The organism is Hymenobacter edaphi, from assembly GCF_003258365.1.
Classification (GTDB): Bacteria; Bacteroidota; Bacteroidia; order Cytophagales; family Hymenobacteraceae; genus Solirubrum; species Solirubrum edaphi.
This window is the reverse complement of record NZ_QHKM01000001.1, coordinates 1046612-1073169: the sequence shown is the minus strand read 5'-3', so window position 1 is coordinate 1073169 and position 26558 is coordinate 1046612. Positions and strand designations below refer to the sequence as shown.

The following is a 26558-nucleotide window of genomic DNA, read 5'->3' as shown; positions in this document are numbered from 1 at the left end:
CAGGCGAGGAATAATGCGACAACCGGGCGCCGGGGCAGAGAAGACGTAATCGAACCCGTGCCAGACGCGCCGGCCACAGGAGCGCGGGGCCGAGCTGCCCGGCTTGCGAGGGCGTCATTGGTAATCAACGGCCTTCGCCACGTCCCGGCTGCCCGGCCCCGCTGGGTACCCGACCCGCCGTGCGCTAGCGTTCCAACCTCATGGCGCACGGCCGGAGCCGGGACCTTGTCAGGCCAGCCTCCCGTCGGCTGGCATCCTGTCTGTCAGCGCGATGCGCAGCCGCGTCGGCGCGCGAGGCGGCGCATGCGGCAACTTCGCCCCAAAGCTGCCTTGGAATCCATGAAGCCGGGATGAAGCTGAGAAGCCAAGGAAATCACCCCGCCGGGGTTGTGCGTGTGCCCCCGATGCATTAGGTTTGCACCACTGTTTCGCCTCCTTAGCTCAGCTGGTAGAGCAACTGACTTGTAATCAGTAGGTCGCTGGTTCGATCCCGGCAGGGGGCTCACAGACGCAAAAAACCCGCTGTAAACCACGTGTTTACAGCGGGTTTTTTGCGTCTATGCAAGCCGATAGGCCGCCTCTGCCTTTTGGGGTTTGTGCAAGGCCTAACTAAAAAGCCCTGGCCACCCAGCCAGGGCTTTTTAGTCTCTTGGATCTGCCACGCCGACCGGTAGCGGCGAAGTAACAAGTGCCGGGGTAAGCCGGCTAGGCCGCGGCTTCCGACAAAGATGCCCCGGCCGGTAGCTGGGCAGCGGTGAGCATCAGGGCAAGAGCAACAAGCGGAAGCGGGCAGGAAGACATGAGAGGCATGGTAAGATTTCGGTGCAAGGTAGGCCTGCCCGGGCCTTGCAAAACAGGAAGACGCTGGTGGTGCTGTGACATGGATCTATCAGGCACTGGGTTGCTGGCTATAAGCCTATTCATGCCCTCGCCGCGCTGTTGAGTGGTGTCACGCCACTGAAAACGGCGTGTAATCCCGTGCTGCGTGACGTGTACGTGCTGGGGTGTCCCCGGCCTTTACTGATCGAAGTAGGCTTTGCCCGCGTGGGTCGACCATTCCGCAATGCGCCCGCGGCGGGCCGGGCGGGTGCTGCGCGTGGGCTGCCGCCGCGGGCACTGGCCCGGGCGGGGCCAGAGGGCGGGCGGGGGGGGCGTAACAGCCGGCCGGGCGGGTTTGCCGGCGGCGTTGTCGGCAAACAGGGCCGCCCGTCCGGTGCGGTCAAGAATCCAGCCGTGGTGCACCCAGCCCAGGTAGCGGCCGCTGGGGGCGTAGAGCAGCCCGTCGTCGAGCCAGGCCGCCAGCCGCCCGTCGGGAAAGTAAAGCAGGCGGCAGGCGTCGTCGGCAAAGGCCACCGCCGTGCCCGCCGGCGAGTATAGCGGTATCATGGAAAGCGGATGTGGTTAACGAATGGGGCATAAACGAAACGCGGCGGCCGGCGGATTAGCGCGGCGGCGGGCCGCCATAACCAAAAACGCCCCGCCGGCCGAAGCCAACGGGGCGCGAAAGAATAGTTTTGGTAGGGCCAAGGTAAGCACTTTTTTGCATATCCGCGCCGGGCGGCGGGGGCGGACCCGCAAACAGCAGCTTTTGCGTTATTTCGTGCTCTGTTGTCCTCCCGTATTGCGCCATTGCATGCAGCTAGTTGAAGTCAGTTCCCCGGCTCAGGCCCGCGAGTTTCTGGAATTTCCGCCCCGCGTGGTCTACGCCCGCGACCCGCATTACATCCGCCCGCTCGATCAGGATATCGAAGCGGTGTTTGACCCCGCTAAAAACAAGCTGTTTCAGAAAGGGGAGTGCACGCGCTGGCTGCTGCTCGACGAGCGGGGCCAGACCGTGGGCCGCATTGCCGCCTTCTTCAACCGCGAAACGGCGTTTCCCGCCGAAAAGCCGGCTCTGCCCGCGCCCGACGGGGCCGAGGCCCCGCCGCCCCGGGAGGATTTTGCCCGTGGCATGGGCGGCTGCGGCTTTTTCGACTGCATCGACGACCAGGCCGCGGCCAATCAGCTCTTCGACGCCGCCCGCGACTGGCTGGCCGCGCGCGGGCTGGAAGGCATGGACGGCCCCATCAACTTCGGCGACCGGGACCGGTTTTGGGGCGTGGTGACGGACAACTACGGCTCGCCGATTTACGGGGCGGCCTACAACCCGCCGTACTACGTGGAGCTGTTTCGCCGCTACGGGTTCGAGACGTTCTTCAAGCAGGTGACTTTCTACCGCACCGTGGCGGCGCAGCTGCACCCGTCCGTGCAGCTGCGGGCCGAGCGCATTGCCAACGACCCGAAGTACGAATTCCGCCACATGCGCAAGAAGGACTGGAAAAAGTACGCCGAGGACTTCCGTACCATCTACAACAAAGCCTGGGTGAAGCACGAAGGCGTGAAGCCGATGTCGCCCGAGGCGTCGGTCAAGCTGATGAAGAGCATGCTCGACATCCTGGATGAGCGCATCATCTGGTTTGGTTACTACGACGGGCAGCCGGTGTCTTTCTACATCAACCTGCCCGAAATCAACGAAATCCTGCGTCGCTTCAACGGCAAGCTGGGCTGGTGGCAGAAAGTGCAGTTCAAGTACCACCAGCTGCGCGGCACGGTCAAGACCCTGTTCGGGGTGGTGTTCGGGGTGGTGCCCGAGCACCAGCGCAAGGGCGTGGAAGCGGCCATGGTCTACGCCTCCTCGCTGCTCATTCAGAAGCCCGGCGCCGTGCCCTACACCCAGACGGTGATGAACTGGATCGGCGACTTCAACCCCAAGATGATGAGCATCGTCAAGCTGATTGGCGGGCAGCCGTGGCGGGAGCACCAGACCCTGCGCTACCTCTTCGACCGCACCCGCGAATTCCAGCGCCACCCCGTCATCGACTAGCTTTTTTTCCACCCGTCTTTGGCGCAGAGTATCAGCCGGCTTGCCGCCGGCGACGCCCGCAGCGCCGCACGGCCGCGGCTTTCTTCGCCGCGGCCGTTGCATTTTTGCCCCATGATTCCCGACGCATCCCCCGACCTGGTGGCCCGCACCGCGGCCATGGTCGAAGCCCAGTTCACCGGCGAAGGCTCCGGCCACGACTGGGCCCACATCCGCCGCGTGTGGCTGGCCGCCCGCGCTCTGGCCCGGGCCGAAGGCGCCGACCTGCTCGTGACCGAGCTGGCCGCCCTGCTGCACGACATTGCCGACTGGAAATTCCACGGCGGCGACGAAGAAGCCGGCCCCCGCGCCGCCCGCGCCTGGCTGCTGGCCCAGGGCGCCGAGGAAGTGCTCATTGCCCGCGTGGAGGCCATCATCCGTGAAGTCTCGTTCAAGGGGGCCGGCGTGGCCACGCCCGTGGCTACCCTGGAGGGCGCCTGCGTGCAGGATGCCGACCGCCTCGATGCCATCGGCGCCATCGGGGTGGCCCGGGCCTTCGCCTACGGGGGGCACAAGGGCCGCCCCCTGCACGACCCGCAGCAGCCGCCGGTACAGCACGGCACCTTTGCCGAGTACAAATCCAACGGCGGCCCGACCATCAACCACTTCTACGAGAAGCTCCTGCACCTGCGCGAGCGGCTGCACACCGCCGCGGCCCGGCGGGTGGCCGAGGAGCGCCACCGGTTTATGGAACAGTTTCTGGCGCAGTTTCTGAACGAGTGGGAGGGAAGCGACCTGCTGCCCGGCCATTAATCGGTTTTATCCAATCCCGCCGGCACGAAAGCGGGCATTTTTGCGTTGTTTTGCTGGTAAGATGAAAACACCCAACTCCCTGCTTCGCCGCGCATGGTGGCTGCCGGTGCTGCTGCTCACGGCCCTGGCCAGCTGCCGCACCTGTCCCATTGCCTCGTGCCACGTGCGCAAGGTGCACATCCACGGCGGACAGAAATACCGCGGCCAGCCGCTCTGGAAAAAACAGAATCCGGAGATAGGCGAGAAGATCAAGGTGCACCAGGAGCCCGACAAGAAAATGGGTAACGACCGCAGCAAGTCAAAACCGTGATTTTGCTAGGGAAAACGGCCTTTTTTCGGTATCTTGCCAGCTTAAATACCACTTCACATCCGGCGTCTGCGGCCCCCATTTCGGGGGTGCCGCGGGCCTTTCGTTTTGACTAATGGCTGAAGGCGAAAAAATCATTCCCATCAACATTGAGGACGAGATGCGTGGCGCGTACATCGACTACTCGATGTCCGTCATCATCTCCCGTGCGCTGCCCGACGTGCGCGACGGCCTGAAGCCGGTGCACCGGCGCGTACTCTACGGCATGTCGGAGCTGGGCGTATCCTACACCAAAGCCCACAAGAAGAGCGCCCGTATCGTGGGTGAGGTGCTCGGTAAATACCACCCCCACGGCGACTCCTCGGTGTACGACACCATGGTGCGCATGGCCCAGGACTGGTCCTTGCGCTACCCGCTCGTGGACGGGCAGGGCAACTTCGGCTCCATCGACGGCGACTCGCCGGCCGCTATGCGCTACACCGAAGCCCGCCTCAAGCGCTTGGCCGACGAACTGCTGGGCGACCTGGACAAGGACACGGTGGACTTCCAGCCCAACTTCGACGACTCGCTGGAAGAGCCGTCGGTGATGCCGGCCAAGTTCCCGAACCTGCTGGTGAACGGCTCCTCCGGCATTGCCGTGGGCATGGCCACCAACATGGCCCCGCACAACCTGACGGAAGTCGTGGACGGCATCGTGGCTTACCTGGCCAACCCCGACATCACCGTGCAGGAGCTGATGGAGTACGTCAAAGCGCCGGACTTCCCCACGGGCGGCGTGATTTACGGCTACGAAGGCGTGCGCCAGGCCCTGGAAACCGGCCGCGGCCGCGTGGTGATGCGCGCCAAGACGCAGTTTGACACCACGCCCTCGGGCAAGGAGCAGATCATCGTCACCGAAGTGCCCTACATGGTCAACAAGGCGGCCATGATTGCCCGGACCGCCGAGCTGATCAATGAGAAGAAAATCGAGGGCATTGCCGACCTGCGCGACGAGTCGGACCGCGACGGAATGCGCATCGTGTACGACCTGAAGCGCGACGCCGTGCCGCAGGTGGTTTTGAACAACCTGTTCAAGTACACCCAGCTGCAGTCGACCTTCGGCGTCAACAACGTGGCCCTGGTGAAGGGTCGCCCGATGACGCTCAACCTGCGCGACCTGATTCACCACTTCGTGGAGCACCGCGGCGACGTTATCGTGCGCCGCACGCGCTTTGAGCTGGCGGAGGCCCAGAAGCGGGCCCACATCCTGGAAGGCCTGCTCATCGCCCTCGACCACCTCGACGAGGTCATTGCCCTGATCCGCAGCTCCCGCGACCCGGAGCTGGCCCGCACGCAGCTCATCGAGCGGTTCTCGCTCAGCGACGTGCAGGCCCGCGCCATCCTCGATATGCGTCTGCAGCGCCTGACCGGCCTGGAGCGCGACAAAATCGTGAACGAGTACAACGAGCTGATGAAGCTCATTGACCACCTGAAGGCCGTGCTGGAGTCGCCCGAGATGCAGCGCGACATCATCCGCCAGGAGCTGCAGGACATTCGTGACCGGTACGGTGACTCGCGCCGCACCGAAATCGAGTACGCCGGCGGCGAAATCGACTTTGAGTCGCTGATTGCCGAGGAGTCGATGGTCATTACCATCTCCAACGAGGGCTACATCAAGCGCACCTCGCTCGACGAATACCGCGCGCAGGGCCGCGGCGGCACCGGCGCCAAGGGCGTTTCGACCAAGGAGTCGGACTTCACCGAGCACATGTTCGTGGCCTCCACTCACGACTTCCTGCTGCTCTTCACGGAGGGCGGCCGCCTGTTCTGGAAGAAGGCCTACGAACTGCCCGAGGGCGGCAAAGCCGCCAAAGGCCGCCCGATTCAGAACCTGATTCCGGAGCTGGCCAACGACCCGGTGCGCTCCGTGCTGAACGTGCGCGACCTGCGCGACCCGGACTACGCGCAGAACAACTACCTGATGTTCTGCACCGAGCAGGGCACGGTGAAGAAAACCACGCTCGAAGCCTACTCGCGGCCGCGTACCGCCGGCATCAACGCCATTACCATCAACGAAGGCGACCGGCTGCTCGACGTGCAGCTCACCACCGGCAGCAGCGAGGTTATCCTGGCTTCCCGGCTGGGCCGGGCCGTGCGCTTCAACGAGGAGAACGTGCGCCCGATGGGCCGTACCGCTGCCGGGGTCCGGGGCATCACCCTGGCCGAAGGGGCCGATGACCGGGTGGTCGGCATGGTCTGCCTGGCCGACCCAAACAAGGAACTGCTCGTCGTTTCCGAACACGGCTACGGCAAGCGCAGCCCCATCGACGATTACCGCATCACGAACCGCGGCGCGAAGGGAGTAAGCACACTGAAAATCACCGATAAAACCGGCGCGCTGGTATCCATCAAAGACGTCAACGACGACGACGATTTGATGATCATCAACCGCTCGGGCATTACCATCCGGCTGCGCGTGGCAGATGTGCGCTCGATTGGCCGTGCCACCCAGGGCGTGCGCCTGATCAAAATCAGCGAGGGCGACGAAATTTCGTCGGTTGCCAAAGTAGCGGCGGATGACAAGGAGCTGGCCATTGAGCTGGCTGAGCTGCCGACGGCAGGGGAGTCGGTTGACGCCGACGCCGAGCCTACGCTAAACGAAGAAACCCCCGGCGCCGAATAACCCGGTGCCGGGGTTTCCCGTTTCCCACGAATTCTCTCAACCTAAGTTTCCCACTCTTTTCATTCCCATGAAAAAGACTTTTCTGACGATTTTGCCGGCGTTGGCGATGCACGCCGCCGTGGCGCAAAATTCGGCCGTGAACAACGCCCAGTTGTTGCAGAAAAACGGTACGCTGGACAAAGCCCGCACAGAAATCGACAAGGCCATTACCAATCCGAAGACCTCGGATAAAGCCAAAACCTGGTACGTGCGCGGTGAGATTTACGAAGGCCTCGCCCAAAGCCCAATCTACGGCAAGACGCTGCAGCCGGGCGAAGGGGCCAAAACGGCTTTTGAGTCGTATCAGAAAGCCATTTCGCTGGAGGGTAAGGACAGCGACTACGGCAAGCAGGCCACCCAGCGCCTGGACAACATCTACGCCATGGCGCTGAACTCTGGCGTCGAAAACTACAACGCCCAGAAATACGACGACGCGCTAAACGCCTACCGCATGGCGCAGCAGATTCGTCCGCAGGACACCACGGCGCTGCTGTACGCGGCGTACGCAGCCGAAGCCAAGCAGGATGTGGGCCAGGCGAAGGAAAATTACAACAAGCTCGTCGCCATCAACTACAAGTCGCCGCAGCTCTACGACCGGCTGCTACGCATTGCGCGCCAGGAAAACAACGAGGCTGAAGCGCAGCGCGTGGTGCAGCAGGCCCTGCAGGCGTACCCGACCAACAAAGCCTTTCTGCTCGAAGACCTGAACATGGCGCTGAGCACCGGCCGCGGCCCGGAAGCCATCGACAAGATTCAGAAAGCCATTGCGGCCGATCCGAACAATTCAAACCTGTATTCGGTGCTGGGCTCGGTTTACGAGCAAAGCAAGCGGCCGGACGATGCGCTGGCGGCCCACAAGAAAGCCATTGAGCTCGACCCGAAGAACTTCGACTCGCAATACAACCTTGGTGTGTACTACTACAACCGAGGCGCGGATATCTTCAAGGTGGTCAACAAGATGGACATCAAGAACTACCAGGCCAAAGGCAAGAAGATGGAGGCAGATGGTAAGAAGTACATGGAGCAAGCTATTCCGTACTTCGAATCCGCAATGCAACTGAAGCCGGATGACGCCGGGGTGCGCAGCGCCTTGCAGAAAGCCTATGTAACGGTAGGGCGTAAAGCTGATGCCGAGCGGCTGATGAAGTAGGGGTTAAGTCTCTCAGCAGGCCCGCCTAATCAGGCGGGCCTGCTTTTTGGGAATACTACTTAACATAATATAAATTATAGCACATATCGATACTGGGTGTTCTGTAGCTTCGTGGTATCTCGTGTTGAGTTGCTGTCTGATTCTAGGTCTGTGGCGGCTGTTAAGTAACTCGGGAGTGCTCTGCCGGGTGTGCTTTCTGATTTGCTTGGTGCGGCTGATAATCTTGGATTTGATCGGCTTGTTCCACCGGCGTCTGGTGAGCTTCTAGTTGCTGCGTGGTATGACTATGGTGCAGGAAACCCATGGTCTCACGACCAGTACCCAGCCGTACTTTAGCTCTATTTCCTAATTATGGACCAGCATTGATTTTGCTGAGTTTCTGTCCTCTCGATATCAGCTTAGTAACGTTTACCTCACGTCTTTTTATTTTCTCCAATGCCTCATGGGTGTCGACCATAAGGCTTTTCAGGCTTTGTATCGAGACTTGTGTTATGATGGCTATCAGGATGGTGTTAGTTGCAGTTGTTCCGGTGTGGCTTGTCTGTGATTCTAATAGAGCCTCTCTCCTCTTCGGAACCCGCCTGTGGCCGTCTGTTAGATAGATTTTTTTTATATCAGGTGTTTGATATTGTATTAGGCAATTCTATAGTCATTGAAAGTACAAAAAAGCATAAAAAGTTTAAATTGGTATATACTATTTTATACTTTATGTGCGTTTATATACTTGTTATTCCCGTATTTAGGACTCTAATTATTCTCTCTTCTACTACAACATGCCCAAGACCATAGACTACCCGCGCACCAGCTATCTGTCGGCTTGGGAAGTGGCAGAGACGGTTGATGATACTGGAGGCAAGTGCTCCGTGGAAACGTGTGCCCGCAAACTGAACAGAAAGGTTAGCGGGAGCTTCAAAGCCATCCTGGGGTCTGCCGTCAAGTTTGGTCTACTGACCAGCAAGCGCGAAATGCTCACCACCACTAACCTCTTCCGGCGCATTAAGAATGCCTATGACAAAGAGGAAGAGAAGGTCTACCACCGCGAAGCCTTCCTCCACCCACCGCTGTTTTCCCACATCTGCCGCAAGTTTCGCAACCGGGAGCTACCCGTGCACATGTTTGATGTGATGCTGGTGCGCGAGTTCGATGTAGAGGAAATCAATGCGCAGAATGTCGCCAAAGCCTTTGTGGAAGGAGCGCGCATGGTGGACATACTCGATGAGCGCAACTTCATAGCCGACATCGACCTGCTGGCCAAAGCCACTCCGCGCCGAGAACTTGCCAGCCCTGGCATGAACGTGAACCTGTTTCGGCCGGACGCTGATAGCGGCAGCAGCCCGGCCTCGCCGGTAGAGTTGCCCGAGCCCCTGACGGGAACCGGGCCAGTGATTAGCCCCCCCGCATTTACGGATGATGCCGTTGCGGACCTCTTCGGGCTATCGGGCCCCGGGATGCAGTCTACAACGCCCGTAACGCTTGTACCACCACTTAGCGGCCCAAACGCCCCATTGGCACCGGTTGGGCTACCGCGGGCGGCGACGGATACCAGCGCCCCCATACCGGCCCCGCTTGTACCAGCTCCCGAGGCCGGTATTCCGCCTCAGCCGGCGCATGTACCCACGGTAGTGCCAGTAGCCGGGGCAGCAAATGATACCGGCGCGCTTTATACCGTTCGTATTACCGGTCCGGGACTCGATACCCAGCTCTCGGTTCAGGAAGATGCCGACCTGCTTATTGTGCAGGCGCTGCTGGAGAAGATCCGCAAACACCTGCAACGCCGGAGCTGACCAGGCAAAATCACCAGGCCCGGCGGGGCAGGAGCACAAGCCGGTCATGGCTACTCTCCTGCCCCGCCGGGCCTGCTTCGCCCCGGGAACATTATTATGTTAACTAAGGCCGCGGCCGAATTTCCGTTACGTACCAGCGGCCATCCGCAAACTGGTGGCTCAGATCGAAGCTGTCGACGGTTTCGATTTGAAAGCGCCGGGCCACGGATGGCGGAAACGGCGCAGTGCCTCGCGCGCCGGCGTACACGAGCACCGGCAGCTGCGGCAGCGAATCGACTTCGGGCCGCCACTGCGGCACCACCCGGCCGGCCGCCCAAATCCACTTAATCTGCATCTCCCCTACGCTGAGCACCGGCTGGTGCCGCAGCCCCGCCCGCTCGCGCACAACCCGGGCCAGGGGCCGCAGCCCCGGGTCGTCGCGGCGGCGCTGCCACTCGGGATAGGCCGGCATCAGCAGCCCGCTGGCCAGCAGCACCGCCGACAGCGTGGCGGCCACCGCAGCGCGGGCCCGCGCCCCGCTGCGCCAGAGCCACCACGTCGCGGCGGCGGCGGCCACGGCCAGCCCGCTGGTGAGCCAGTACCGGGGCGTTTCGGGGGCAAAGCTGGCCAGGCGCACCAGGCGTAGGGCCACCGGCAGCGCCAGCAGGGCCAGCCCCACCACCCCGGCCCAGGCCCGCAGTAGCCATTGATCGGCCCCGGTGGGGCGCAACGCGCTCAGCCAGTAGCGCAGCAACCCGGCCGTGAGCAGGGCCAGGGGCGGCAACACGGGCAGCAAGTACCGCTCCTTCTTCTCGGGCACCAGGCTCAGCAGCACCAAGGTGGCCAGCGCCCAGGCCAGCAGCAGCGCATACGGGGCATAGGGCCGGATGCGCGGGGCCGCGTAGGGCCAGGCCAGCGCGGCCCCGGCGGCCAGCGCCCAGAAGCCCATAAAGGCCGGAAAGCTCACGTAGAACCACACGGGCTGCACGTGGCGGTTGGCCCAGGAGCTGGATTCGGTTTGCGCCACCTGGCTGGCCTCGCTCAGGTGCTGCCCGAGCACGTACAGGGGCCAGGCGGCCCCCAGCAGCAGCCCCACCCCGGCCATGAGGACCAGCCCGGGCCAGTGCCGGCGCAGCGCGGCCCGGTCGCCGCGCAGGGCGCAGGCCAGCAGGAACGGCAGCAGCATGCCGTAGGGCGCCACGGGGCCCTTGCTCAGAATCGAGAGGCCGATCAGCGCGCCGGCGGCGGCAAACCAGCCCCAGCCCCGGCCCGGGCTTTGCAGCCCGCGCACGGCCGCGGCCAGGGCCCCCGTCATAAAGCAGTAGCAGTAGATGTCCCAGCCGTTGCCGTCGCGGCCGGCGGTGAGCAGCAGCAGGCTGCTGGCCAGCACCACGGCGGCCAGCCAAGCGGTGCGGCCCCGGTCCTGGGGCGGGGTGAGGCGGCGGGCCAGGGCCCAGAAGAAGAGCACCAGCAGGCAGGCCCCGGCGGCCGAGGGCAGGCGCAGCAGGCCCAGGTCGGTGGTAGAGCCGGTCAGGTGCATCACGCCGGCCACCAGCCAGGTAGGCAGCGGGGGCTTGGCCAGGCGCAGCTCCCCGTTCATGGTGGGCAGCAGCCAGGAGCCGCCGGCGTGCATTTCGCGGGCGGCCACGAAGTTACGGGCTTCCATCAGGCCGATTTCCGGCGCGTCGAGCCGCACCAGCAGCCCTATCCCCAACACGATGGCCAGCCCCAGCCATTGTACCCACGGCCGCGGCCAGCCCGCGGTGGTCAGAAAAGTATCCGTCATATCCAGGCAAAATCGGAGCGTATACGGCCCCACGGCCCGAAAGCTACGTATGTCCCTCGCGCGGGGCGGCATTTCGGCTACCTTTGCGCGCCTTTCCCGGGCGCCGACTCCCCTGCCGCCCGGGCTCCTGACTCCTTTATCAACTGCTCCGCTGTATGCCCACGGTTCTTGTCACCGGTTGCGCAGGTTTTATCGGCTCCCACCTCTGTCAGCGCCTGCTCGCCGACGGGTTTCGCGTGTTGGGCCTCGACAATTTTGATCCGTTCTACGACCGTGGCCTGAAGGAGCGGAACCTGCGGACCCTGCTGGCCCAGCCGCGGTTTACGTTTCGCGAGCTGGATCTGCGGGCCGGCGCCGCAGCCCTGGAAACGGCCTGGCCCGACCCCACCGACACCCCCGACGTGGTGGTGCACCTGGCCGCCAAGGCCGGCGTGGGCCCGTCGGTGCAGCAGCCGCTGGCCTACCTCGACAACAACGTGCTGGCCACCGGGCACCTGCTGGAATGGCTGCGGCAGCGCGGCGTCGGGCGGCTGCTGTTCGCCTCGTCTTCGTCGGTGTACGGCAACACGCGGCGGCTGCCGTTTAACGAGGACGAGCAGCTGCAGCAGGCCTGCATCTCGCCCTACGCCACCACCAAGCTGGCCGGCGAGGAGCTGACCTACACCTACCACCACCTCTACCGGCTCAACGTGCTCAACGCGCGGTTTTTCACCGTGTACGGCCCCCGGCAGCGGCCCGACCTGGCCATTCACAAGTTTGCGCGCCTGCTGCGCACGGGCCAGCCCATTCCGGTGTACGGCGACGGGTCGACGGCCCGCGACTACACCTTCGTGGCCGACACGGTGGACGGGGTGGTGCGCGGCGTGCGCTACCTGCTCGCCCACGACGGGGTGTACGAAACCGTGAACCTGGGCAACAACCGCCCCGTGCCCCTGCTCGAGCTGATTCAGGCCGTGGCCACGGCCGTGGGCGTGGAGGCCCGGCTGCAGTTTGAGCCCATGCAGGCCGGCGACGTGGACGTGACCTTCGCCGACATCCGCAAAGCCCAGCAACTGCTCGGCTACGCCCCCCAAACCTCGCTGGCCGACGGGCTGCGGCAGTTCGTGGAGTGGCTGGACGCGCAGGGGGAATAAGGCGCGTACGGCTCTTTCTGCCCGCCGTCATCACCAGCGAGCGGGCCGGATTTGCTATCCGGCCCGCTCGCTGGTGATGACAGTTCTTGCTTGGAGCCGCCTAGCCCGTGGCGGCCGCATTTTCCGGTTCCAGATCGGGCTCAACGGGAGCTTGAGCCGCGGCCCGGGCCGCGCGCCGCAGCTCCCGGCGCAGCAGCACGATGTTGCGGGCGTACACCACCGTACCGAACACGTTGCCGACGATGAGCACCACGTCGACGGGGCGGCGCAGCACGGCGTAGGTCAGGATGAGCACCGAGCCGACCAGGCTCACCACCCAGAAGCCCAGCGGCAGCACCGACTCGCCCTTGCGCTCCGAGTAAATCCACTGGTACACGAAGCGCAGCAGGAAGATGGTCTGCCCGATGGCGCCCAGGGCCAGCACCCCGCCCGGAATGCGGTGGTGTAGCATCTGCTGCAGGCTGAAGTGCTGGTTGCCGACCACGAACCAGGCCAGCACGGCCAGCGGAAACACGTAGGCCCCGGCCCGGAACCAGGCGTTGAGCTTGCCCCACTCGCCCAGCAGCTGCAGGTTGCGGATGTAGATGCCGTAGCTGATGAGCTGCGCGCCGAGAATCACCGGGTCGTGGCGCAGCATGCCGTAGATAATCATCAGAAACGACGAAATCAGGCTGATCTGCCAGAACAGGGTGGGCACCAGCACCCGCCGGGCCCGCTCGCTCTGCACCCACTGCAGCACGATGCGGCTGGAGAAGAGCAGCTGCGAGGTCAGCCCGATCAGCAGCGCGACGGTTTCGGTTGTCATGGCGGCGGCGGGCGCTTAGGCCGCGGATTGGTGGTGCTTCTCCCCGATTTCGTAGTTCTTCCAGCGCGAACGAATCCAGCGGTAGCCAAACGTGTCCACCAGGGGCTTCCAGAGACGGTTCCAGAGGTTGTACTTGGCCGTGCCGGCAAAGCGCGGGAAGTGACGCACGGGCAGTTGCTTGACTTTGCCGCCCTGCAGCTGCACCAGGGCCCCGAGGAAGCGGTGCATGCCGTGGAAGAGCGGAATGCGGCGGGCGTACTCGGTCTTGAGAATCTTCAGCGGGCAGCCCGTGTCCACGATGCCGTCGTTGATCAGCAGGCGGCGGAAGTTGTTGGCAATCTTCGAGGAGAGCAGCTTCACGGCCGAGTCCTGGCGCTTGGCCCGGATGCCGGTGACCATGTCGTAGTCGGGGAAAAACCGCAGCAGCTCCACGAAATCCAGCGGCGTGGTCTGGATGTCGGAGTCGATGTAGCCCACGAGCGTGCCGCGGGCGTGGTCGATGCCGGCCTTGATGGCGGTGCTCAGGCCGCGGTTCTGGGCCAGCGAAATGAACTCGTAGCGCGCGTCGTGGCGGCAGATGTCGCGCAGAATGGCCAGCGAGCCGTCGGTGGACCCGTCGTTGACGAAGAGCACGGTGGTGGCCACCGGGGCAATTTCCAGGTACTTGTTCATCTCCACCACCAACTGCCGCAGGCTCTCCTCTTCGTTGTACACGGGGACGAGCACGGTCAGCGACTGCGTGGCCAGGTAAGAAGCGTTGTCGGACATAAAAACAGCAAAACGGCGCGCAAGGTAGCCAGGATTTCGGCGGGCCGCGTGCGGGCTCTACGCCCACCCCGGCCGGGAAGTTTGGCCTGGGTGCCCGGCCGGCGTATTATTGCCATACCAAACCCGCCCGCCCCGGCGTTGTTTGGCTTGTTCGATCCTTACGTTACATCGTCCGTGAAGCTTCTTGCGTGTCTGCCGGCCTTGCTGCTACTGGCTGCGGCCCCGGCCGCGGCCCAGCAATCCTCCGAAGCCGCTGCTCCCGCCCCGCCGGCCCCGCGGCAGGCGCTCAAGCTCGGCGTATTTTCCAGCGAAACCATCGGCCTCAGCTACGAGCGGCAGCTGGCGCCCCGCTACAGCCTGCAGGCCGCGCTGGGCGGCTGGTTTACCGGCTACGACGGCGGCCGCGGGTTCGTGTACGACTCCGCCTATTCCTACTATATCCCGACGCAGCGCTTCCGGGCCCGCGGGCATCGCCTGGCCCTGACGGCGCAGGTGCGCCGCTACCTGCAGCCCCCCAAACCCGCCCTGGCGGGTTGGTACGTTGGGGCCGGGGCGCAGCTGCTGGGCCAGTGGACGCGCTACCGCTTCGACGACGGGCATACCGAGCGCCGCCGACGCCGCGAGCAGGCCCTGCAGCTGCGCCTTGGCCGGCAGTGCCAGCTCGGCCCGCGCTTCACCTTCGACGCGAGCCTGGGGCCCGAACTGGTGGTGGGCACCGAGCCGCGCTACGCCTACAATTCCAACACCGGCCTTTACGCCCCGACGGCGGAACGCTATTTCTACGCCCGGCCCTCCTTCGGCCTGGCCCTGCAGGCCGGGTACCGCTTCTGATTCGTTGCTTTCCGTCATGTTCCGTTCCGTTTTCACCCGCGTACTACTGGCCAGCGTCGCCCTGGCTACCCCGCTCCTGGTCCGCCCCCGCGGCCCGCACGCATCAGGTTAAGTTAGGGGTGCACGCCGTCGCCGGTCAGTCGGGCATCCGGCCCACGCTGGCGTACGAGTGGCAGCTGGCGCCGCAACTCGCACTCGAAGTCAGCGGCAGCTACTCCGGCTCCACTTCCGCCAGCGGCTACGACTACGTGCTTTCCACCGACAGCATTTACCGCTGCCGCAGCACCATCCGCCAGCGGCAGCTCTCGGCCGGAGTCCACGGCCGCTACCACTTTCCAGCCGCCAGCCGGCGCTGATTGGCTGGTACGCCGACCTCGGCCTGCAGGGCAACTACCACTTCCTGCGCCACACCGTCACGGCCGGCGAGGGGCTAAACGATGCCCGCCGCCGCTTCGACCTGACGCCCCAGGTGCGCGTCGGCCGCCAGTGGGCCTGGGGTCAACGGCTGAGCCTGGACACGTATCTGGGATTGGAACGGTCCCGTTCCAGGTATACCCTGTCCGCGGCATCCCCGCAATTTCTCAACGCCACGGCCGGCTTGCAGCTGAGCTACCGGTTTTAGCCGCCCCGACCGCCCAACAAGCCAAACGCCCCGCGTCAATCCAGCTGGATTGGCGCGGGGCGTTTGGCTGAAAGCCAGTTCGTGGACTTGTCAGGAGTCCCGTCGTTCACCGGCCGCAATGGTCGTGTGCCGCTGCCGCAGCACCTGCACCACGTCGTCGAGGCTCAGGCCCGAGGCGGCCAGCAGCACCAGCAGGTGATAAAGCAGATCAGCCGCTTCACCCTTCAGGCCCTCGGTGTTGCCGGCCACGGCGTCAATCACGGTTTCGACGGCCTCCTCCCCGACTTTCTGCGCGATTTTGGGCAGCCCGCGCCGGAACAGCTTCGCGGTGTAGGAATCCGGCTCTTCCTCGGGCCGCTGCTGCCGGCGCTGCACGAGGCGCTCCAGCTCGGCCAGGAAACTAATCGGCGCCGTGGGCAAAGCCGTCTGCGCCGCCTGCTCAAAGCAGCTGGTGGTACCGCGGTGGCAGGTCGGGCCGTCGGGCCGGGCGCGAATGAGCAGCGCGTCCTGGTCGCAGTCGGGGTGCAGGCTCACCAGCGTCAGGTAGTGCCCGCTGGTTTCGCCCTTGGTCCAGAGCCGGTTTTTAGAGCGCGAGAAAAACGTCACGCGGCCGGAGTGCTCGGTCTGCCGCAGTGCCGCCTCGTTTACGTACCCAAGCATGAGCACCTGGCCCGTGTCGGCATCCTGCACCACGGCCGGAATCAGGCCGCCCATTTTTTCAAAGTCGAGGTTCATCAGGTCGTTCGTTGAATGACTAACGGGTTTACTATCAAGCTATTTCAATTATAAGTAAACTACTTTACATTACAGGTATACCATTTAGTAATCATATTTACAATCTAACTGGAATGCCATTGGAATGCAGGTGCTGCTTCAGCTCGGGAATCCCGACTTCGCCGAAGTGAAAGATGCTGGCGGCCAGCCCGGCATCGGCGCCGGCCTGCTCAAAGACGCTGGTGAAGTGTTCCAGGCGCCCCGCCCCGCCCGAGGCTATTACCGGCACGGTTACGGCCGCGCACACCGCCCCGGTCACTTCCAGGGCAAAGCCATCCTTGGTGCCGTCGTGGCTCATGGAAGTGAGCAGCAGCTCCCCTGCCCCGCGGTCGGCGGCTTCGCGGCACCACTGCACCGCGCCGCGGCCGGTGGCCTGGGTACCGGCCCGGGTGTATACCTGCCAGCCGGCCTCCGGCGTACTACGCGCATCGACGGCCACCACGATGCACTGGGAGCCGAAGCGGCGCGCCAGCTCGTCGATGAGCGCGGGGCGCTGCAGGGCGGCGGAGTTGATGGACACCTTGTCGGCCCCGTTGAGCAGCAGGGCTTCCACGTCGGCCACGGCCGAAATGCCGCCGCCCACGGTGAAGGGAATATCCAGCTCGCGCGCCACGTCGCGCACGAGGGCCACCAGCGTCTGGCGCTTCTGGTTGGTAGCCGTGATGTCGAGAAACACCAGCTCGTCGGCGCCCTGGCGGGCGTATTGGGCCGCCAGGGCCACCGGGTCGCCCGCGTCGCGCAGGCCCTCGAACCGGATGCCCTTGACGGTACGCCCGTCTTTTACGTCGAGGCAGGGAATGATGCGTTTGGTCAGCATGAGCCGCAGAAAGCTTGTACCAGGGTATATACTATTACTAAGGAGTGGCCAAGGCCGCTGCTTACGCCACGAAGGGCGCCAGCTCGGCCAGGCTGATGGTGCCCTCGTAGATGGCTTTGCCGATGATGGCCCCGTGCATGCCCAGCGCCGCCAGGGCTTGCAGATCGGCCACGGTGGTCACGCCGCCGCTGGCCACCAACCGGGCCGCCGGCAGCTGGCCGCGCAGCTGCTGGTAGGTTTCCAGCGCCGGCCCCTGCAGCTTGCCGTCCTTGCGCACGTCGGTGCACACGAAGGTATGGGCCCCGGCGGCCAGGTACCCGGCCACAAACTCCTGCAGGGTCCGCTCCGATTGCTCAGCCCAGGCGTTGATGGCAATGTGCTCATCCCGAAAATCGGCCCCGATGATGATGCGCCCGGCCCCGAAAGTGCGCAGCCAGTGCTGCACGGTTTCGGGTTCCCGCACGGCAATGCTGCCGGCCGTAATCTGGGCAGCGCCCGCGTCGAAGGCCTGGCGCACGGCGTCCTCGTGCTGCAGCCCGCCGCCGAAGTCGATGTGCAGCGTGGTGTGGCGGGCCAGGCGCTCAAGCACGGCCAGGTTGACGGGCTGCTTGGCCCGGGCCCCGTCGAGGTCGACCAGGTGCAGGCGGCGCAGCCCGTGCTGCTCGAAGCGCTGGGCCACGGCCAGCGGGTCGGAATCGTAGGTGGTTTGCTGGGCGAAGTCGCCCTCGGTCAGGCGCACGCACTGGCCCCCGATCAGGTCGATGGCGGGAATGATTTCCATGGCGGGTCGATTACAGGTCGAGGAAGTTTTGGAGGATGCGCGTGCCGACGGGGCCGCTCTTTTCGGCGTGAAACTGCACGGCGTAGAAGTTCTGGTGCTGCACGGCCGCGCTGAACGGGCCCGGGTGGGCGCCCTCGGCAATGGTGTAGGCGCCCACCGGCGCGTAGTAGCTGTGCACGAAGTACACGTAGTCGTCTTCGCGCAGCCCCCGGAAGAGCGGGGAGCGAAGGTTACGCAGGGTGTTCCAGCCCATGTGCGGCACCTTGTGCTGCGCGTCGGGTTGGAAGCGCTGCACGTCGAAGGGCAGGATGCCGAGCAGCTCGGTGTCGCCTTCTTCGCTGTGCCGGCCCAGCAGCTGCATGCCCAGGCACACGCCCAGGAAGGGCTGCGTCAGGGTGGGCAGCAGCTGGTCGAGGCCCTGGGCACGCAGCTCGCGCATGGCCGAGGCGGCTTCGCCTTCGCCCGGAAAGATGACTTTGTCGGCCCGGCGAATGGCGTCGGGTTCCGCGGTCAGGGTGGCCTGCACGCCGAGGCGCTCCAGGGCAAACAGCACCGACTGCACGTTGCCTCCCTTATAATCAATGACGGCTATTTCCATTTGCTGATTCAAACCATGTTTAACAAATGAATAAACATGGCTTTCCTTTCCATCTGCCTGCCTTGCATTGGCTGCAAACCCGGAAACCAGGACTTATCCATTTGTTTCAACATTTGTGTAAAGCCTACAGCACCCCTTTGGTGCTGGGAATTTCCATCTTGCTGGCGTCGCGCTGCAAAGCGGCTTTGATAGCTTTGGCCACCGCCTTGAAAATGGCTTCGATCTTGTGGTGTTCGTTGTCGCCCTCGCACTTGACGTTGAGGTTGCAGCGGGCCGCATCGGCGAAGCTTTTAAAGAAATGGTAAAACATTTCCGTGGGCATGTCGCCGATTTTTTCCCGCTTGAAGTGGGCATCCCACACCAGCCAGGGGCGGCCGGAGAAGTCGATGGCCGCCTGGGCCAGCGCGTCGTCCATGGGCAATAGGAAGCCGTAACGCGCCAGGCCGCGCTTGTCACCGAGGGCCTGGCTGAAAGCTTCACCGATGGCAATGGCGGCGTCTTCGATGGTGTGGTGCTCGTCGATGTGCAGGTCGCCTTGCACCTGCACCCGCATATCCACCCCGCTGTGCTTGGCCAGCTGATCGAGCATGTGGTCGAAAAACCCGAGTCCGGTTTTTATACTGTGCCGGCCGCTGCCGTCCAGGTTCAGCTCGACGCTGATTTTAGTTTCGTTGGTGTCGCGTTGTACCACGGCTTGGCGGGCGGGCAGGCGCAGGAACTGGTATATCGCGTCCCAGTTGGTGGTGGTCAGCGCGGCGCGCTCGTCGCTGAGCTCGTCGCTGAGCAGGACGGCGCGGCAGCCCAGGTTCTCGGCCAGCTGCACGTCGGTGAGCCGGTCGCCGAGCACGTAGGAATTCGGCAGGTCGTAGCCGTTGGCGGGGTCGAGGTACTCACCGAGCAGGCCGAGGCCGGGCTTGCGGGTGGGCTGGTTTTCGTGGGGGAAGCTGCGGTCGATGAGGGCGGCGGCAAACTCCACTCCTTCCCCGCGCAGAATGTCGAGCATCAGGTTCTGGCAGGGCCAGAACGTATCCTCGGGAAAGGAGTCGGTGCCGAGGCCGTCCTGGTTGGTGACCAGCACCAGCTCGTAGTCCAGCTCGCGGGCAATGCGCGCGAGGCCGGTGATGGCACCGGGCAGAAACTGAAACTTGTCGAAGGAGTCGACCTGCTGGCTGGGTTGCGGCTCGACGAGGATGGTCCCGTCGCGGTCGATGAAGAGTACTTTTTTCATGGCAGGCGCGCCGTCGTGGGGCGCGGTGGTCGTGGTCGGAAAGAACGGGCGGGCCGGCAAGGGCCTAGCCGGGGTACTGGTGCAGGGCGGCGAGCAGCTGCTGGTTTTCGGCGGGCGTGCCCACGGTCAGGCGCAGGCAGCCCGCGCAGCCGGGTTGGGTGGTGCGGTTGCGCACCACGATGCCGCGCCCGAGCAGGTACTCGTACACGGCGGTGGCATCGGGCCGGAAACGCACCAGCAGGAAGTTCGCGTCGGACGGAAACACGTGCTCGACGATGCCGACGGCGGGCAGGGCGGCGGCCAGTTGCTCCCGCCCGGCCAGCAGCGCCCGGCGCATCTGCTCGAAGCCAGTGGTATCGGCCAGGCCGGCCAGCGCGTGCTGCTGGGTGGTTTCCGAGACGTTGTAGGGCGGCTTGATTTTGTTGAGGTAGCCGATAAGCGCGGGCGAGGCGAAGGCCATGCCCAGGCGCAGCCCGGCCAGGCCCCAGGCCTTGGAAAACGTCTGCAGCACCACCAGGTTCTCAAACTCCGCGAGGCGCGAAGTCCAGCTCGGCGCGGCGGCAAAGTCGCTGTAGGCTTCGTCGACCACGACCAGGCCCGGGAAGCCGCGCAGGATGCGCTCCACCGCCGCCGCGTGCAGCAGGTTGCCGGTGGGGTTGTTGGGCGAGCAGACGAACACCAGCTTGGCCGGCGAGGCCAACACCTTAGTAATAGCGTCGTCGGAAAGCTGGAAGTCGGCCGTCAGCGGCACCCGCTCGATGGCCACGTCGTTGAGGTTGGCAGCCACTTCGTACATGCCGTAGGTCGGCGGCAAAATCAGGATGCTGTCCCGGGCCGGCACGCAGGTCAGGCGCAGCAGCAGGTCAATGGCTTCGTCGGAGCCGTTGCCGAGGAAAATCTGCCCGGGGCCGACCTGCTTGAGGCGGGCCACTTCGGCCTTCACGGCGCGCTGCAGCGGGTCGGGGTAGCGGTTGAAGGCCTGCCCGCCGACCGAGCCCAGGCTGTTCTCGTTCGCGTCGAGCATGACCTGCGCCGTGCCCTGAAATTCGTCGCGGGCCGAGGCGTAGGGTTTCATGGCCCGCACGTTGGGCCGGATGAGTTCGTCGAGGTTCATTGCGTTCAATGATCAATTGCCAACGAACGATGAGCACTGCGGGTGGCAGCCGGCTCAAGCGCCGCTGCCCCGGTTGCTCATTGTTCAGGGCTGCTTGTTAACTACCAATTGAGTCCAGCCGCAGGGTCACGGCCCGGGCGTGGGCGCGCAGGCCCTCGGCTTCGGCCATGGTTTCGACCACCGGCCCGAGGGCCCGCAGCCCCGCGGGGGTGATGCGCTGGAAGGTGATTTTCTTCACGAACGAGTCGAGCGACACCCCGCTGTAGCTGCGGGCGTAGCCGTTGGTGGGCAGGGTGTGGTTGGTGCCGGAGGCGTAGTCGCCGGCGGCTTCGGGCGTGAGGTGGCCCAGGAACACCGAGCCCGCGCTGGTTACGTCGGCGGCCAGCGCCTCGGCGTGGTCGGTGGCCAGGATCAGGTGCTCGGGCGCGTACTGATTCGAGAAGTGCAGCATGTCGGCGGCGCTGCCGAGCAGGATGGCCCGGCTTTCCCGCAGGGCCTGCGCGGCCACGTCGCGGCGGGGCAGCTCGGCCAGCTGCCGCTGCACCTCGGCCGTCACGGCGTCGAGCACTTGCGCCGAATCGGACAAGAGCACCACCTGCGAGTCGGGGCCGTGCTCGGCCTGGCTGAGCAGGTCGGCCGCCACGAATACCGGATTGGCCGAGGCATCGGCAATGACCAGTACTTCCGACGGGCCGGCCGGCATGTCGATGGCCACGCCGCGCTGGGCGGCCAGCTGCTTGGCGGCCGTCACGTAGCGGTTGCCGGGGCCGAAGATTTTGTCGACGGCCGGCACGGATTCGGTGCCGCCGGTCAGGGCGGCAATGGCCTGGGCCCCGCCGGCCTTGATGACGGTATCAATGCCCAGCAGCGCAGCGGTGAAGAGGATGACCGGGTTGACGGAGCCGTCCTTGGTCGGGGGCGTGCACAGCACGATGTCGGGGCAGCCGGCCAGGCGGGCGGGCACGCCCAGCATCAGCAGGGTGCTGAACAGCGGCGCCGTGCCGCCCGGAATGTAGAGGCCCACGCGCTGCACCGGCACCGGGCGGCGCCAGCACTCCACCCCGGGCATGGTTTCCAGGCGCAGCTCGGCCTCGCGCTGGGCGCCGTGGAACCGCTCGATGTTCTGGCGGGCCTGCCGGATGGCGGCCTGCAGCGCGGCGGGCACCGCGGCGGCCGCGGCCGCCAGCTCGGCGGCGGAAACCCGTAACTCGGTCAGCGCGGCGCCGTCGAAGGCGGCCGCGTAGTGGCGCAGGGCCGCGTCGCCGCGCTGGCGCACGTCGTCGAAGATGGCGCGCACCCGCTGCTCCACCTCGGCGGCTTCCTGCTGGGCCGGACGCAGCTGCAGCGCCGGCCACTGGGCCGGGCTGGGGTAGTTGAATCGTTGCATTTCGGTGAACTGGTGAGATGGTGAACGGGTGAGTTTGATGTTCGGGAGGCCGGCCCCGCGCAGTTGGCGCAGGCAGGACGGCACTCACCCGTTCACCATCTCACCAGTTCACCGCTTAGCTAATCATCTTCTCAATGGGCAGCACCAGGATGCCTTCGGCCCCGACGGCCTTGAGCTGGTCGGTGATGTGCCAGAAGTCGTCCTCGTTGACCACCGACTGCACCGACACCCAACCGGCTTCGGCCAGCGGCGTCACCGTGGGCGACTTGATGCCCGGCAGCAGGGCCTTCACCGCGTCGAGGGCCGCCACCGGGGCGTTGAGCAGGATGTACTTGTTGCGGCGGGCGCGGCGCACGGCCTGCATGCGGAAGCGCAGCTGCTCGAGCAGGCGCTGCTTCTCCTGCGGCAGCTGCGGGCTGGCAATGAGCACGGCCTCGGAGCGAAACACGGTTTCCACCTCGCGCAGCCCGTTGCCGAGCAAGGTGGAGCCCGACGACACGATGTCGCAGATGGCGTCGGCGAGGCCGATGCTCGGGGCAATTTCCACCGAGCCGCTGATGGTGTGCAGCTGGGCTTGCACGCCTTCGCCGGCCAGGTAGCGGCCCAGGATTTCGGGGTACGAGGTGGCAATGTTCTTGCCCTGCAGATCGGCCACCGAGCTGTAGGCCTCGCCGCGGGGCACGGCCAGCGAGAGGCGGCACTTGCTGAAGCCCAGCGCCTCGACCTGGAGCTGGGGCAGGCCGGCTTCGGCCAGCACGTTCTGGCCCACGATGCCCAGGTCGGCCACGCCGTCCTGCACGTAGCCGGGAATGTCGTCGTCGCGCAGGAACAGGATTTCGAGGGGGAAGTTGGTGGCTTCGGTTTTGAGCTTGTAGGAGCTGCTGACAAAGCCGATGCCGCATTCGCGGATCAGGGCGAGCGAGTCTTCGCTCAGACGACCAGATTTCTGGATGGCCAGACGAATCATGGGAAAAAGGAAAAGCGGGAAACAACGCCGACCGCGGCAAAGCGCGCCGATTCGTTGTCGAAAACATCATCAAAGGGGGCCGGGGTCCGAAGCAGAGCTGCTCTTGAGCGGCAAGGGGCCAAAACCGGCGGGGCGACGTAGGTTCGGACCGTAGCCGAACGCCTATACGTAATTATTCCTCTCCCGGGGAGGAATGGTGGTGATGATGACCGGCATGCCCCGGCGCGGCGGCCCAGTGCGGGGCGGCCGGCGACGTAGTGTAGCGCAACGAGGCGACGAGGGACATGCGGGAATTGGGAATTATGCGGGCAAAGGTACGCGCCAAAATCAAATACCGAAATTTTTCGCCGCGCAGTTGCCATTGCCGTATTTTTTTCCGCCTCTAACGCGCAGTTGCTCACCGCCTCCGCGGCTCACATGATGATGTGAATTAAACCCGGCGGCGGCCCGCTTGTCGTACCTTGGCACTTTTCTTTCGGCCCGCCGCGTTAGCTCCACACCCATTGCCCCTGCCATGTCCCGCTTCTTTTGCCTGATTCTGGCCGCCTTTCTGGGGGCGGCCGAAGCCCACGCCCAGCAATTCGTGCAGCCCCAGGCCAGCCCGCACGCCGTCGTCACCCAGACCATCGGCCTGGCCGACGTGACCGTGGACTACCACACGCCCGGGGTGAAAAACCGCAAGGTCTGGGGGCAGCTGGTGCCCTACGAGCAGGTGTGGCGGGCCGGCGCCAACGAAAACACGCTCATCACCTTTTCCGACTCGGTGCGCCTCAGCGGCAAGCCCGTGGCCGCGGGCACCTACTCGCTCTACGTGCTGCCCTCGGCCGACCACGACTGGCAGCTCATCCTCAACAAGGTGACCAACCACTGGGGCAGCGAAGGCTACAAGGCCGAGGACGACGTGCTGCGCGTGGCGGTGCTGCCCGAAACCACGCCCATGCGCGAATCGCTGCACTACTGGTTTTCGGACGTGCGCCCCAATGCCGCCCGCCTGAACCTGTCGTGGGAAACAAAGACCATTTCGGTGTTTATCCGCACCAACGTGCACGCCAAGGTGCTGCAGAGCATGCAGGCGGCCCTGAGCAAAACGCCCAACGACCCGCAGCTGCTGGCCGCCGCCGCCGACTACCTGATCCAGAACCAGATCGAGGCCGAGCTGGCCCTGCGCTACATCAACCGGGCCATCGAGCTGAACGAGAGCTACACCAACCTCTGGCTGAAAGCCCGCCTGATGGCCCAGAAGGAGGATTACCTCTCGGCCGTGGAAAGCGCCCGGCGCGCCATCAAAGCCGGCGACAAGGACGACGACAAGTTTAAAACCCAGCTGCCGGGCATGAAAGTGACCCTGACGCAGTGGCAGTCGAAAGCCTACTAGAAGATACGTCCGTGCTGCGGCCCGCCGCCCCAGGAGCCCGGAATTCCGGACTTTTGGGGCGGCGGGCGTTTGTTGGCCGCCCCCGGATTCCCGTTTTCGCCTATGGATGCGCTGCTGCTTCGCCTGCGGGCCCTTTATCCCCTCTCCGACGCCTGCCTGCGCGCCATCACCGAGCAGATGCGCCGCGAGGAGCTGCCCGCCCGCCGGGCGCTGCTGGCCCCGGGCCAGGTGGCGGGGCGGATTTACTTCGTGGAACGCGGGCTGGCCCGGGGCTACTACCTGCACGAGGGGCGCGAGGCCAACACCTGGTTTATGCGCGAGGGCGACTTTATCATCTCCATCGTGAGCTTCCTGACCCGCACCGCGTCGCAGGAGTTCATCGAGCTGCTCGAAGCCAGCGTGCTGTACTCCATCAGCTACGAGCAGCTGCAGCAGCTCTACCGCGACTTTCCCGAGTTCAACTACGTGGGGCGCGTGCTCACCGAGCACTACTACGTGCTCAGCGAGCAGCGCACCCAGCAGCTGCGCCTGCTGCGGGCCGAGCAGCGCTACGCCCAGCTGGTTCAATCCTTCCCCGAAGTGCTGCAGCGCGTGCCGCTCAAGCACCTGGCCTCCTACCTCGGCGTGACGCCCGAAACCATCAGCCGCATCCGGGCCCAGGGCGCCGGCCGGGAGCGAAATTGATATTTGTCAAGCGCGGGCGGCGGGCGGCGCGGGACTTTTGGGGCATCGTTTCACCCCAAGCTCTGCGCTCATGCTCCCCATCATCTTTCTCGTTTTTGCGGGCTGTTTCGTGCTCGAACGCCTGCGCCCGGGCTGGCGCCTGCCCGCCGTGCCCACCTGGCCCGCCCGCGTGCTGCTGCTCAACGCGGTGCAGCTGCTGGTGGTGCTGCTGGCGGGCATCAGCTGGGAAAAGTGGCTGTCGGCCTACTCCGTGTTTCACCTCTCGGCCCACGTGGGGCCGGCGGTGGGCGGGCTGCTGGCCTACCTGGTGGCCACGTTCGTGTTTTACTGGTGGCACCGCTGGCGACACCGCGTCGATTTTCTGTGGCGGCACTTTCACCAGATTCACCACAGCCCGCAGCGGCTGGAGGTCATCACCTCCTTCTACAAGCACCCGGTGGAAATGGTGGTCAATTCCCTTATCGGCACGCTGCTGGTATTTACGCTGCTGGGCCTGAGCCCGGCCGCCGGCGCCGTCTATACGCTCTGCACGGCCCTGGGCGAGTTTTTCTACCACACCAACGTGCGCACCCCGCAGTGGGTGGGCTACATCTTCCAGCGGCCCGAAATGCACCGCATCCACCACGAGTACGAGCACCACGCCCACAACTACGGCGACATCGTGTGGTGGGACATGCTCTTCGGCACCTACCGCAACCCCCGGGAATTCCGCGCCACCTGCGGCTTCGACAACGCGAAGGAGCAGCGCCTGCTCGACATGCTCCGCTTCCGCGACGTGCACCAGGACGCCGATAAGTAATCCACGCCGGTGCGCCTGCTCCATTCCTGGTCGTTCGGCCCCGCGCTAGGCTTCGCGGCCTGCCTGCTGGGACTCACGCTGCTGGCGGCCCACTTCTTCGCGCCGCTCGGCTGGCTGATTTCCCCGGTAGTGCTCTACCAATCCGTCAACCCCCTGAACGCCGCGGCTGCCCGGCGCGGCTGGCGCGGCGGCTTTGCCCTGGCTACCCTCGGCCTTGTCTGCCTGCAGCACATGGGCCTGGTGCTGGTTGCTGGCGGTACCCTCGACGCGGCCGGACGCGGCTGGATGCTGCTGGTGACGCTGGCCAGCGGCTTGGGGGTCTTCACCCAGCTAATTGACCTGGTCACGCCCGCTCCGCGGCCCTGGCCCGGCAAAGCGGCCATCCTCCTGCTATTTCCGCTCGGCCTCGCGCTGTACTTGTCCTACTCCCAGCGCCTGGGTTTCTGACCGGCCTTTGCCAGCGGCGCCTCCCCCTTGATCAACGTGTTGCATTCCTACGCTCAATAGCTACCGCAT

Annotated in this window: 25 protein-coding genes and 1 tRNA gene; 14 read left to right on the top strand and 12 right to left on the bottom strand. The window is 64.8% G+C overall.

Annotation, left to right across the window (positions count from 1 at the left end; translation table 11 throughout):
• The first annotated feature begins 430 nt into the window (after positions 1-430).
• Positions 431-503 (top strand) — tRNA-Thr (locus DLM85_RS04360).
• A gap of 514 nt (positions 504-1017) precedes the next feature.
• On the opposite strand, the gene DLM85_RS04355 is transcribed toward DLM85_RS04360, so the two are convergent.
• Positions 1018-1386, bottom strand: a complete 369-nt coding sequence (locus tag DLM85_RS04355) for a 4-fold beta flower protein (protein WP_111476825.1) — start codon at positions 1384-1386, stop codon at positions 1018-1020.
• A 247-nt stretch (positions 1387-1633) separates the two neighbouring features.
• Between DLM85_RS04355 and DLM85_RS04350 the strand changes: the two genes are divergently transcribed.
• The 6 genes from DLM85_RS04350 to DLM85_RS04325 all read left to right on the top strand — a co-directional run bounded on the left by DLM85_RS04350 (position 1634) and on the right by DLM85_RS04325 (position 9594).
• Entirely contained in the window at positions 1634-2863 is a 1230-nt protein-coding gene (locus tag DLM85_RS04350; protein WP_111476824.1) for a hypothetical protein, read from the top strand.
• A gap of 111 nt (positions 2864-2974) precedes the next feature.
• A complete protein-coding gene (locus tag DLM85_RS04345; protein ID WP_111476823.1) occupies positions 2975-3652 on the top strand; it encodes an HD domain-containing protein in 678 nt (225 codons plus the stop codon).
• A gap of 61 nt (positions 3653-3713) precedes the next feature.
• Positions 3714-3962: a hypothetical protein gene (locus DLM85_RS04340; RefSeq protein ID WP_111476822.1), complete on the top strand. Its 249-nt coding sequence runs from the start codon at positions 3714-3716 to the stop codon at positions 3960-3962.
• Positions 3963-4074: 112 nt separating this feature from the next.
• Positions 4075-6621, top strand: a complete 2547-nt coding sequence (gyrA, locus tag DLM85_RS04335) for a DNA gyrase subunit A (RefSeq protein ID WP_111476821.1) — start codon at positions 4075-4077, stop codon at positions 6619-6621.
• Between the two features lie 67 nt (positions 6622-6688).
• Positions 6689-7810, top strand: a complete 1122-nt coding sequence (locus DLM85_RS04330) for a tetratricopeptide repeat protein (protein WP_111476820.1) — start codon at positions 6689-6691, stop codon at positions 7808-7810.
• Between the two features lie 773 nt (positions 7811-8583).
• Positions 8584-9594, top strand: a complete 1011-nt coding sequence (locus DLM85_RS04325) for a hypothetical protein (RefSeq protein ID WP_111476819.1) — start codon at positions 8584-8586, stop codon at positions 9592-9594.
• 103 nt (positions 9595-9697) lie between these two features.
• On the opposite strand, the gene DLM85_RS04320 is transcribed toward DLM85_RS04325, so the two are convergent.
• On the bottom strand, positions 9698-11359 hold the full coding sequence (locus tag DLM85_RS04320; protein ID WP_165822000.1) for an ArnT family glycosyltransferase: 1662 nt from the start codon (positions 11357-11359) through the stop codon (positions 9698-9700).
• Positions 11360-11514: 155 nt separating this feature from the next.
• Between DLM85_RS04320 and DLM85_RS04315 the strand changes: the two genes are divergently transcribed.
• Positions 11515-12492, top strand: a complete 978-nt coding sequence (locus DLM85_RS04315; protein WP_111476817.1) for a GDP-mannose 4,6-dehydratase — start codon at positions 11515-11517, stop codon at positions 12490-12492.
• Between the two features lie 100 nt (positions 12493-12592).
• Here the strand turns inward: DLM85_RS04315 and DLM85_RS04310 are convergent, their stop codons facing one another.
• Both DLM85_RS04310 and DLM85_RS04305 read right to left on the bottom strand, forming a co-directional pair.
• Positions 12593-13297, bottom strand: a complete 705-nt coding sequence (locus DLM85_RS04310; RefSeq protein ID WP_111476816.1) for a lipid-A-disaccharide synthase N-terminal domain-containing protein — start codon at positions 13295-13297, stop codon at positions 12593-12595.
• A 15-nt stretch (positions 13298-13312) separates the two neighbouring features.
• The gene (locus DLM85_RS04305) at positions 13313-14065 is read right to left on the bottom strand and encodes a glycosyltransferase (RefSeq protein WP_111476815.1); all 753 of its coding nucleotides are present in this window, start codon (positions 14063-14065) and stop codon (positions 13313-13315) included.
• Positions 14066-14239: 174 nt separating this feature from the next.
• Between DLM85_RS04305 and DLM85_RS04300 the strand changes: the two genes are divergently transcribed.
• Both DLM85_RS04300 and DLM85_RS04295 read left to right on the top strand, forming a co-directional pair.
• Positions 14240-14896: a hypothetical protein gene (locus DLM85_RS04300; protein WP_133256898.1), complete on the top strand. Its 657-nt coding sequence runs from the start codon at positions 14240-14242 to the stop codon at positions 14894-14896.
• A gap of 119 nt (positions 14897-15015) precedes the next feature.
• Positions 15016-15252 carry a hypothetical protein gene (locus DLM85_RS04295; protein ID WP_111476813.1) on the top strand — a complete coding sequence of 79 codons (237 nt, stop codon included), beginning with the start codon at positions 15016-15018 and terminating at the stop codon, positions 15250-15252.
• Positions 15253-15608: 356 nt separating this feature from the next.
• On the opposite strand, the gene hisIE is transcribed toward DLM85_RS04295, so the two are convergent.
• The 8 genes from hisIE to hisG all read right to left on the bottom strand — a co-directional run bounded on the left by hisIE (position 15609) and on the right by hisG (position 23184).
• On the bottom strand, positions 15609-16253 hold the full coding sequence (gene hisIE / locus DLM85_RS04290) for a bifunctional phosphoribosyl-AMP cyclohydrolase/phosphoribosyl-ATP diphosphatase HisIE (protein ID WP_111476812.1): 645 nt from the start codon (positions 16251-16253) through the stop codon (positions 15609-15611).
• A 97-nt stretch (positions 16254-16350) separates the two neighbouring features.
• The gene (gene hisF, locus DLM85_RS04285; RefSeq protein WP_111476811.1) at positions 16351-17109 is read right to left on the bottom strand and encodes an imidazole glycerol phosphate synthase subunit HisF; all 759 of its coding nucleotides are present in this window, start codon (positions 17107-17109) and stop codon (positions 16351-16353) included.
• A 61-nt stretch (positions 17110-17170) separates the two neighbouring features.
• Positions 17171-17890 (bottom strand): 1-(5-phosphoribosyl)-5-[(5-phosphoribosylamino)methylideneamino]imidazole-4-carboxamide isomerase, encoded by a 720-nt coding sequence (hisA, locus tag DLM85_RS04280; protein WP_111476810.1) that lies wholly within the window; start codon positions 17888-17890, stop codon positions 17171-17173.
• 10 nt (positions 17891-17900) lie between these two features.
• Entirely contained in the window at positions 17901-18488 is a 588-nt protein-coding gene (hisH, locus tag DLM85_RS04275; RefSeq protein ID WP_111476809.1) for an imidazole glycerol phosphate synthase subunit HisH, read from the bottom strand.
• A gap of 124 nt (positions 18489-18612) precedes the next feature.
• The gene (gene hisB, locus DLM85_RS04270; RefSeq protein ID WP_111477498.1) at positions 18613-19716 is read right to left on the bottom strand and encodes a bifunctional histidinol-phosphatase/imidazoleglycerol-phosphate dehydratase HisB; all 1104 of its coding nucleotides are present in this window, start codon (positions 19714-19716) and stop codon (positions 18613-18615) included.
• Positions 19717-19780: 64 nt separating this feature from the next.
• Positions 19781-20830 (bottom strand): histidinol-phosphate transaminase, encoded by a 1050-nt coding sequence (gene hisC, locus DLM85_RS04265; RefSeq protein WP_111476808.1) that lies wholly within the window; start codon positions 20828-20830, stop codon positions 19781-19783.
• A gap of 97 nt (positions 20831-20927) precedes the next feature.
• Positions 20928-22217, bottom strand: coding sequence for a histidinol dehydrogenase (hisD, locus tag DLM85_RS04260; protein ID WP_111476807.1), 1290 nt, complete (start codon positions 22215-22217; stop codon positions 20928-20930).
• Between the two features lie 115 nt (positions 22218-22332).
• Entirely contained in the window at positions 22333-23184 is an 852-nt protein-coding gene (gene hisG / locus DLM85_RS04255; protein WP_111476806.1) for an ATP phosphoribosyltransferase, read from the bottom strand.
• 514 nt (positions 23185-23698) lie between these two features.
• Here hisG and DLM85_RS04250 point away from each other — a divergent pair.
• From DLM85_RS04250 to DLM85_RS04235, 4 genes are all read left to right on the top strand, one after another.
• Positions 23699-24559, top strand: a complete 861-nt coding sequence (locus DLM85_RS04250) for a DUF2911 domain-containing protein (protein ID WP_111476805.1) — start codon at positions 23699-23701, stop codon at positions 24557-24559.
• Positions 24560-24661: 102 nt separating this feature from the next.
• Complete coding sequence (locus DLM85_RS04245; RefSeq protein WP_111476804.1) at positions 24662-25243, top strand: Crp/Fnr family transcriptional regulator; 582 nt, start codon at positions 24662-24664, stop codon at positions 25241-25243.
• Between the two features lie 70 nt (positions 25244-25313).
• Entirely contained in the window at positions 25314-26042 is a 729-nt protein-coding gene (locus tag DLM85_RS04240; RefSeq protein WP_111476803.1) for a sterol desaturase family protein, read from the top strand.
• A 9-nt stretch (positions 26043-26051) separates the two neighbouring features.
• Positions 26052-26489, top strand: coding sequence for a hypothetical protein (locus tag DLM85_RS04235; protein WP_111476802.1), 438 nt, complete (start codon positions 26052-26054; stop codon positions 26487-26489).
• The last annotated feature ends 69 nt before the right edge of the window (positions 26490-26558 follow it).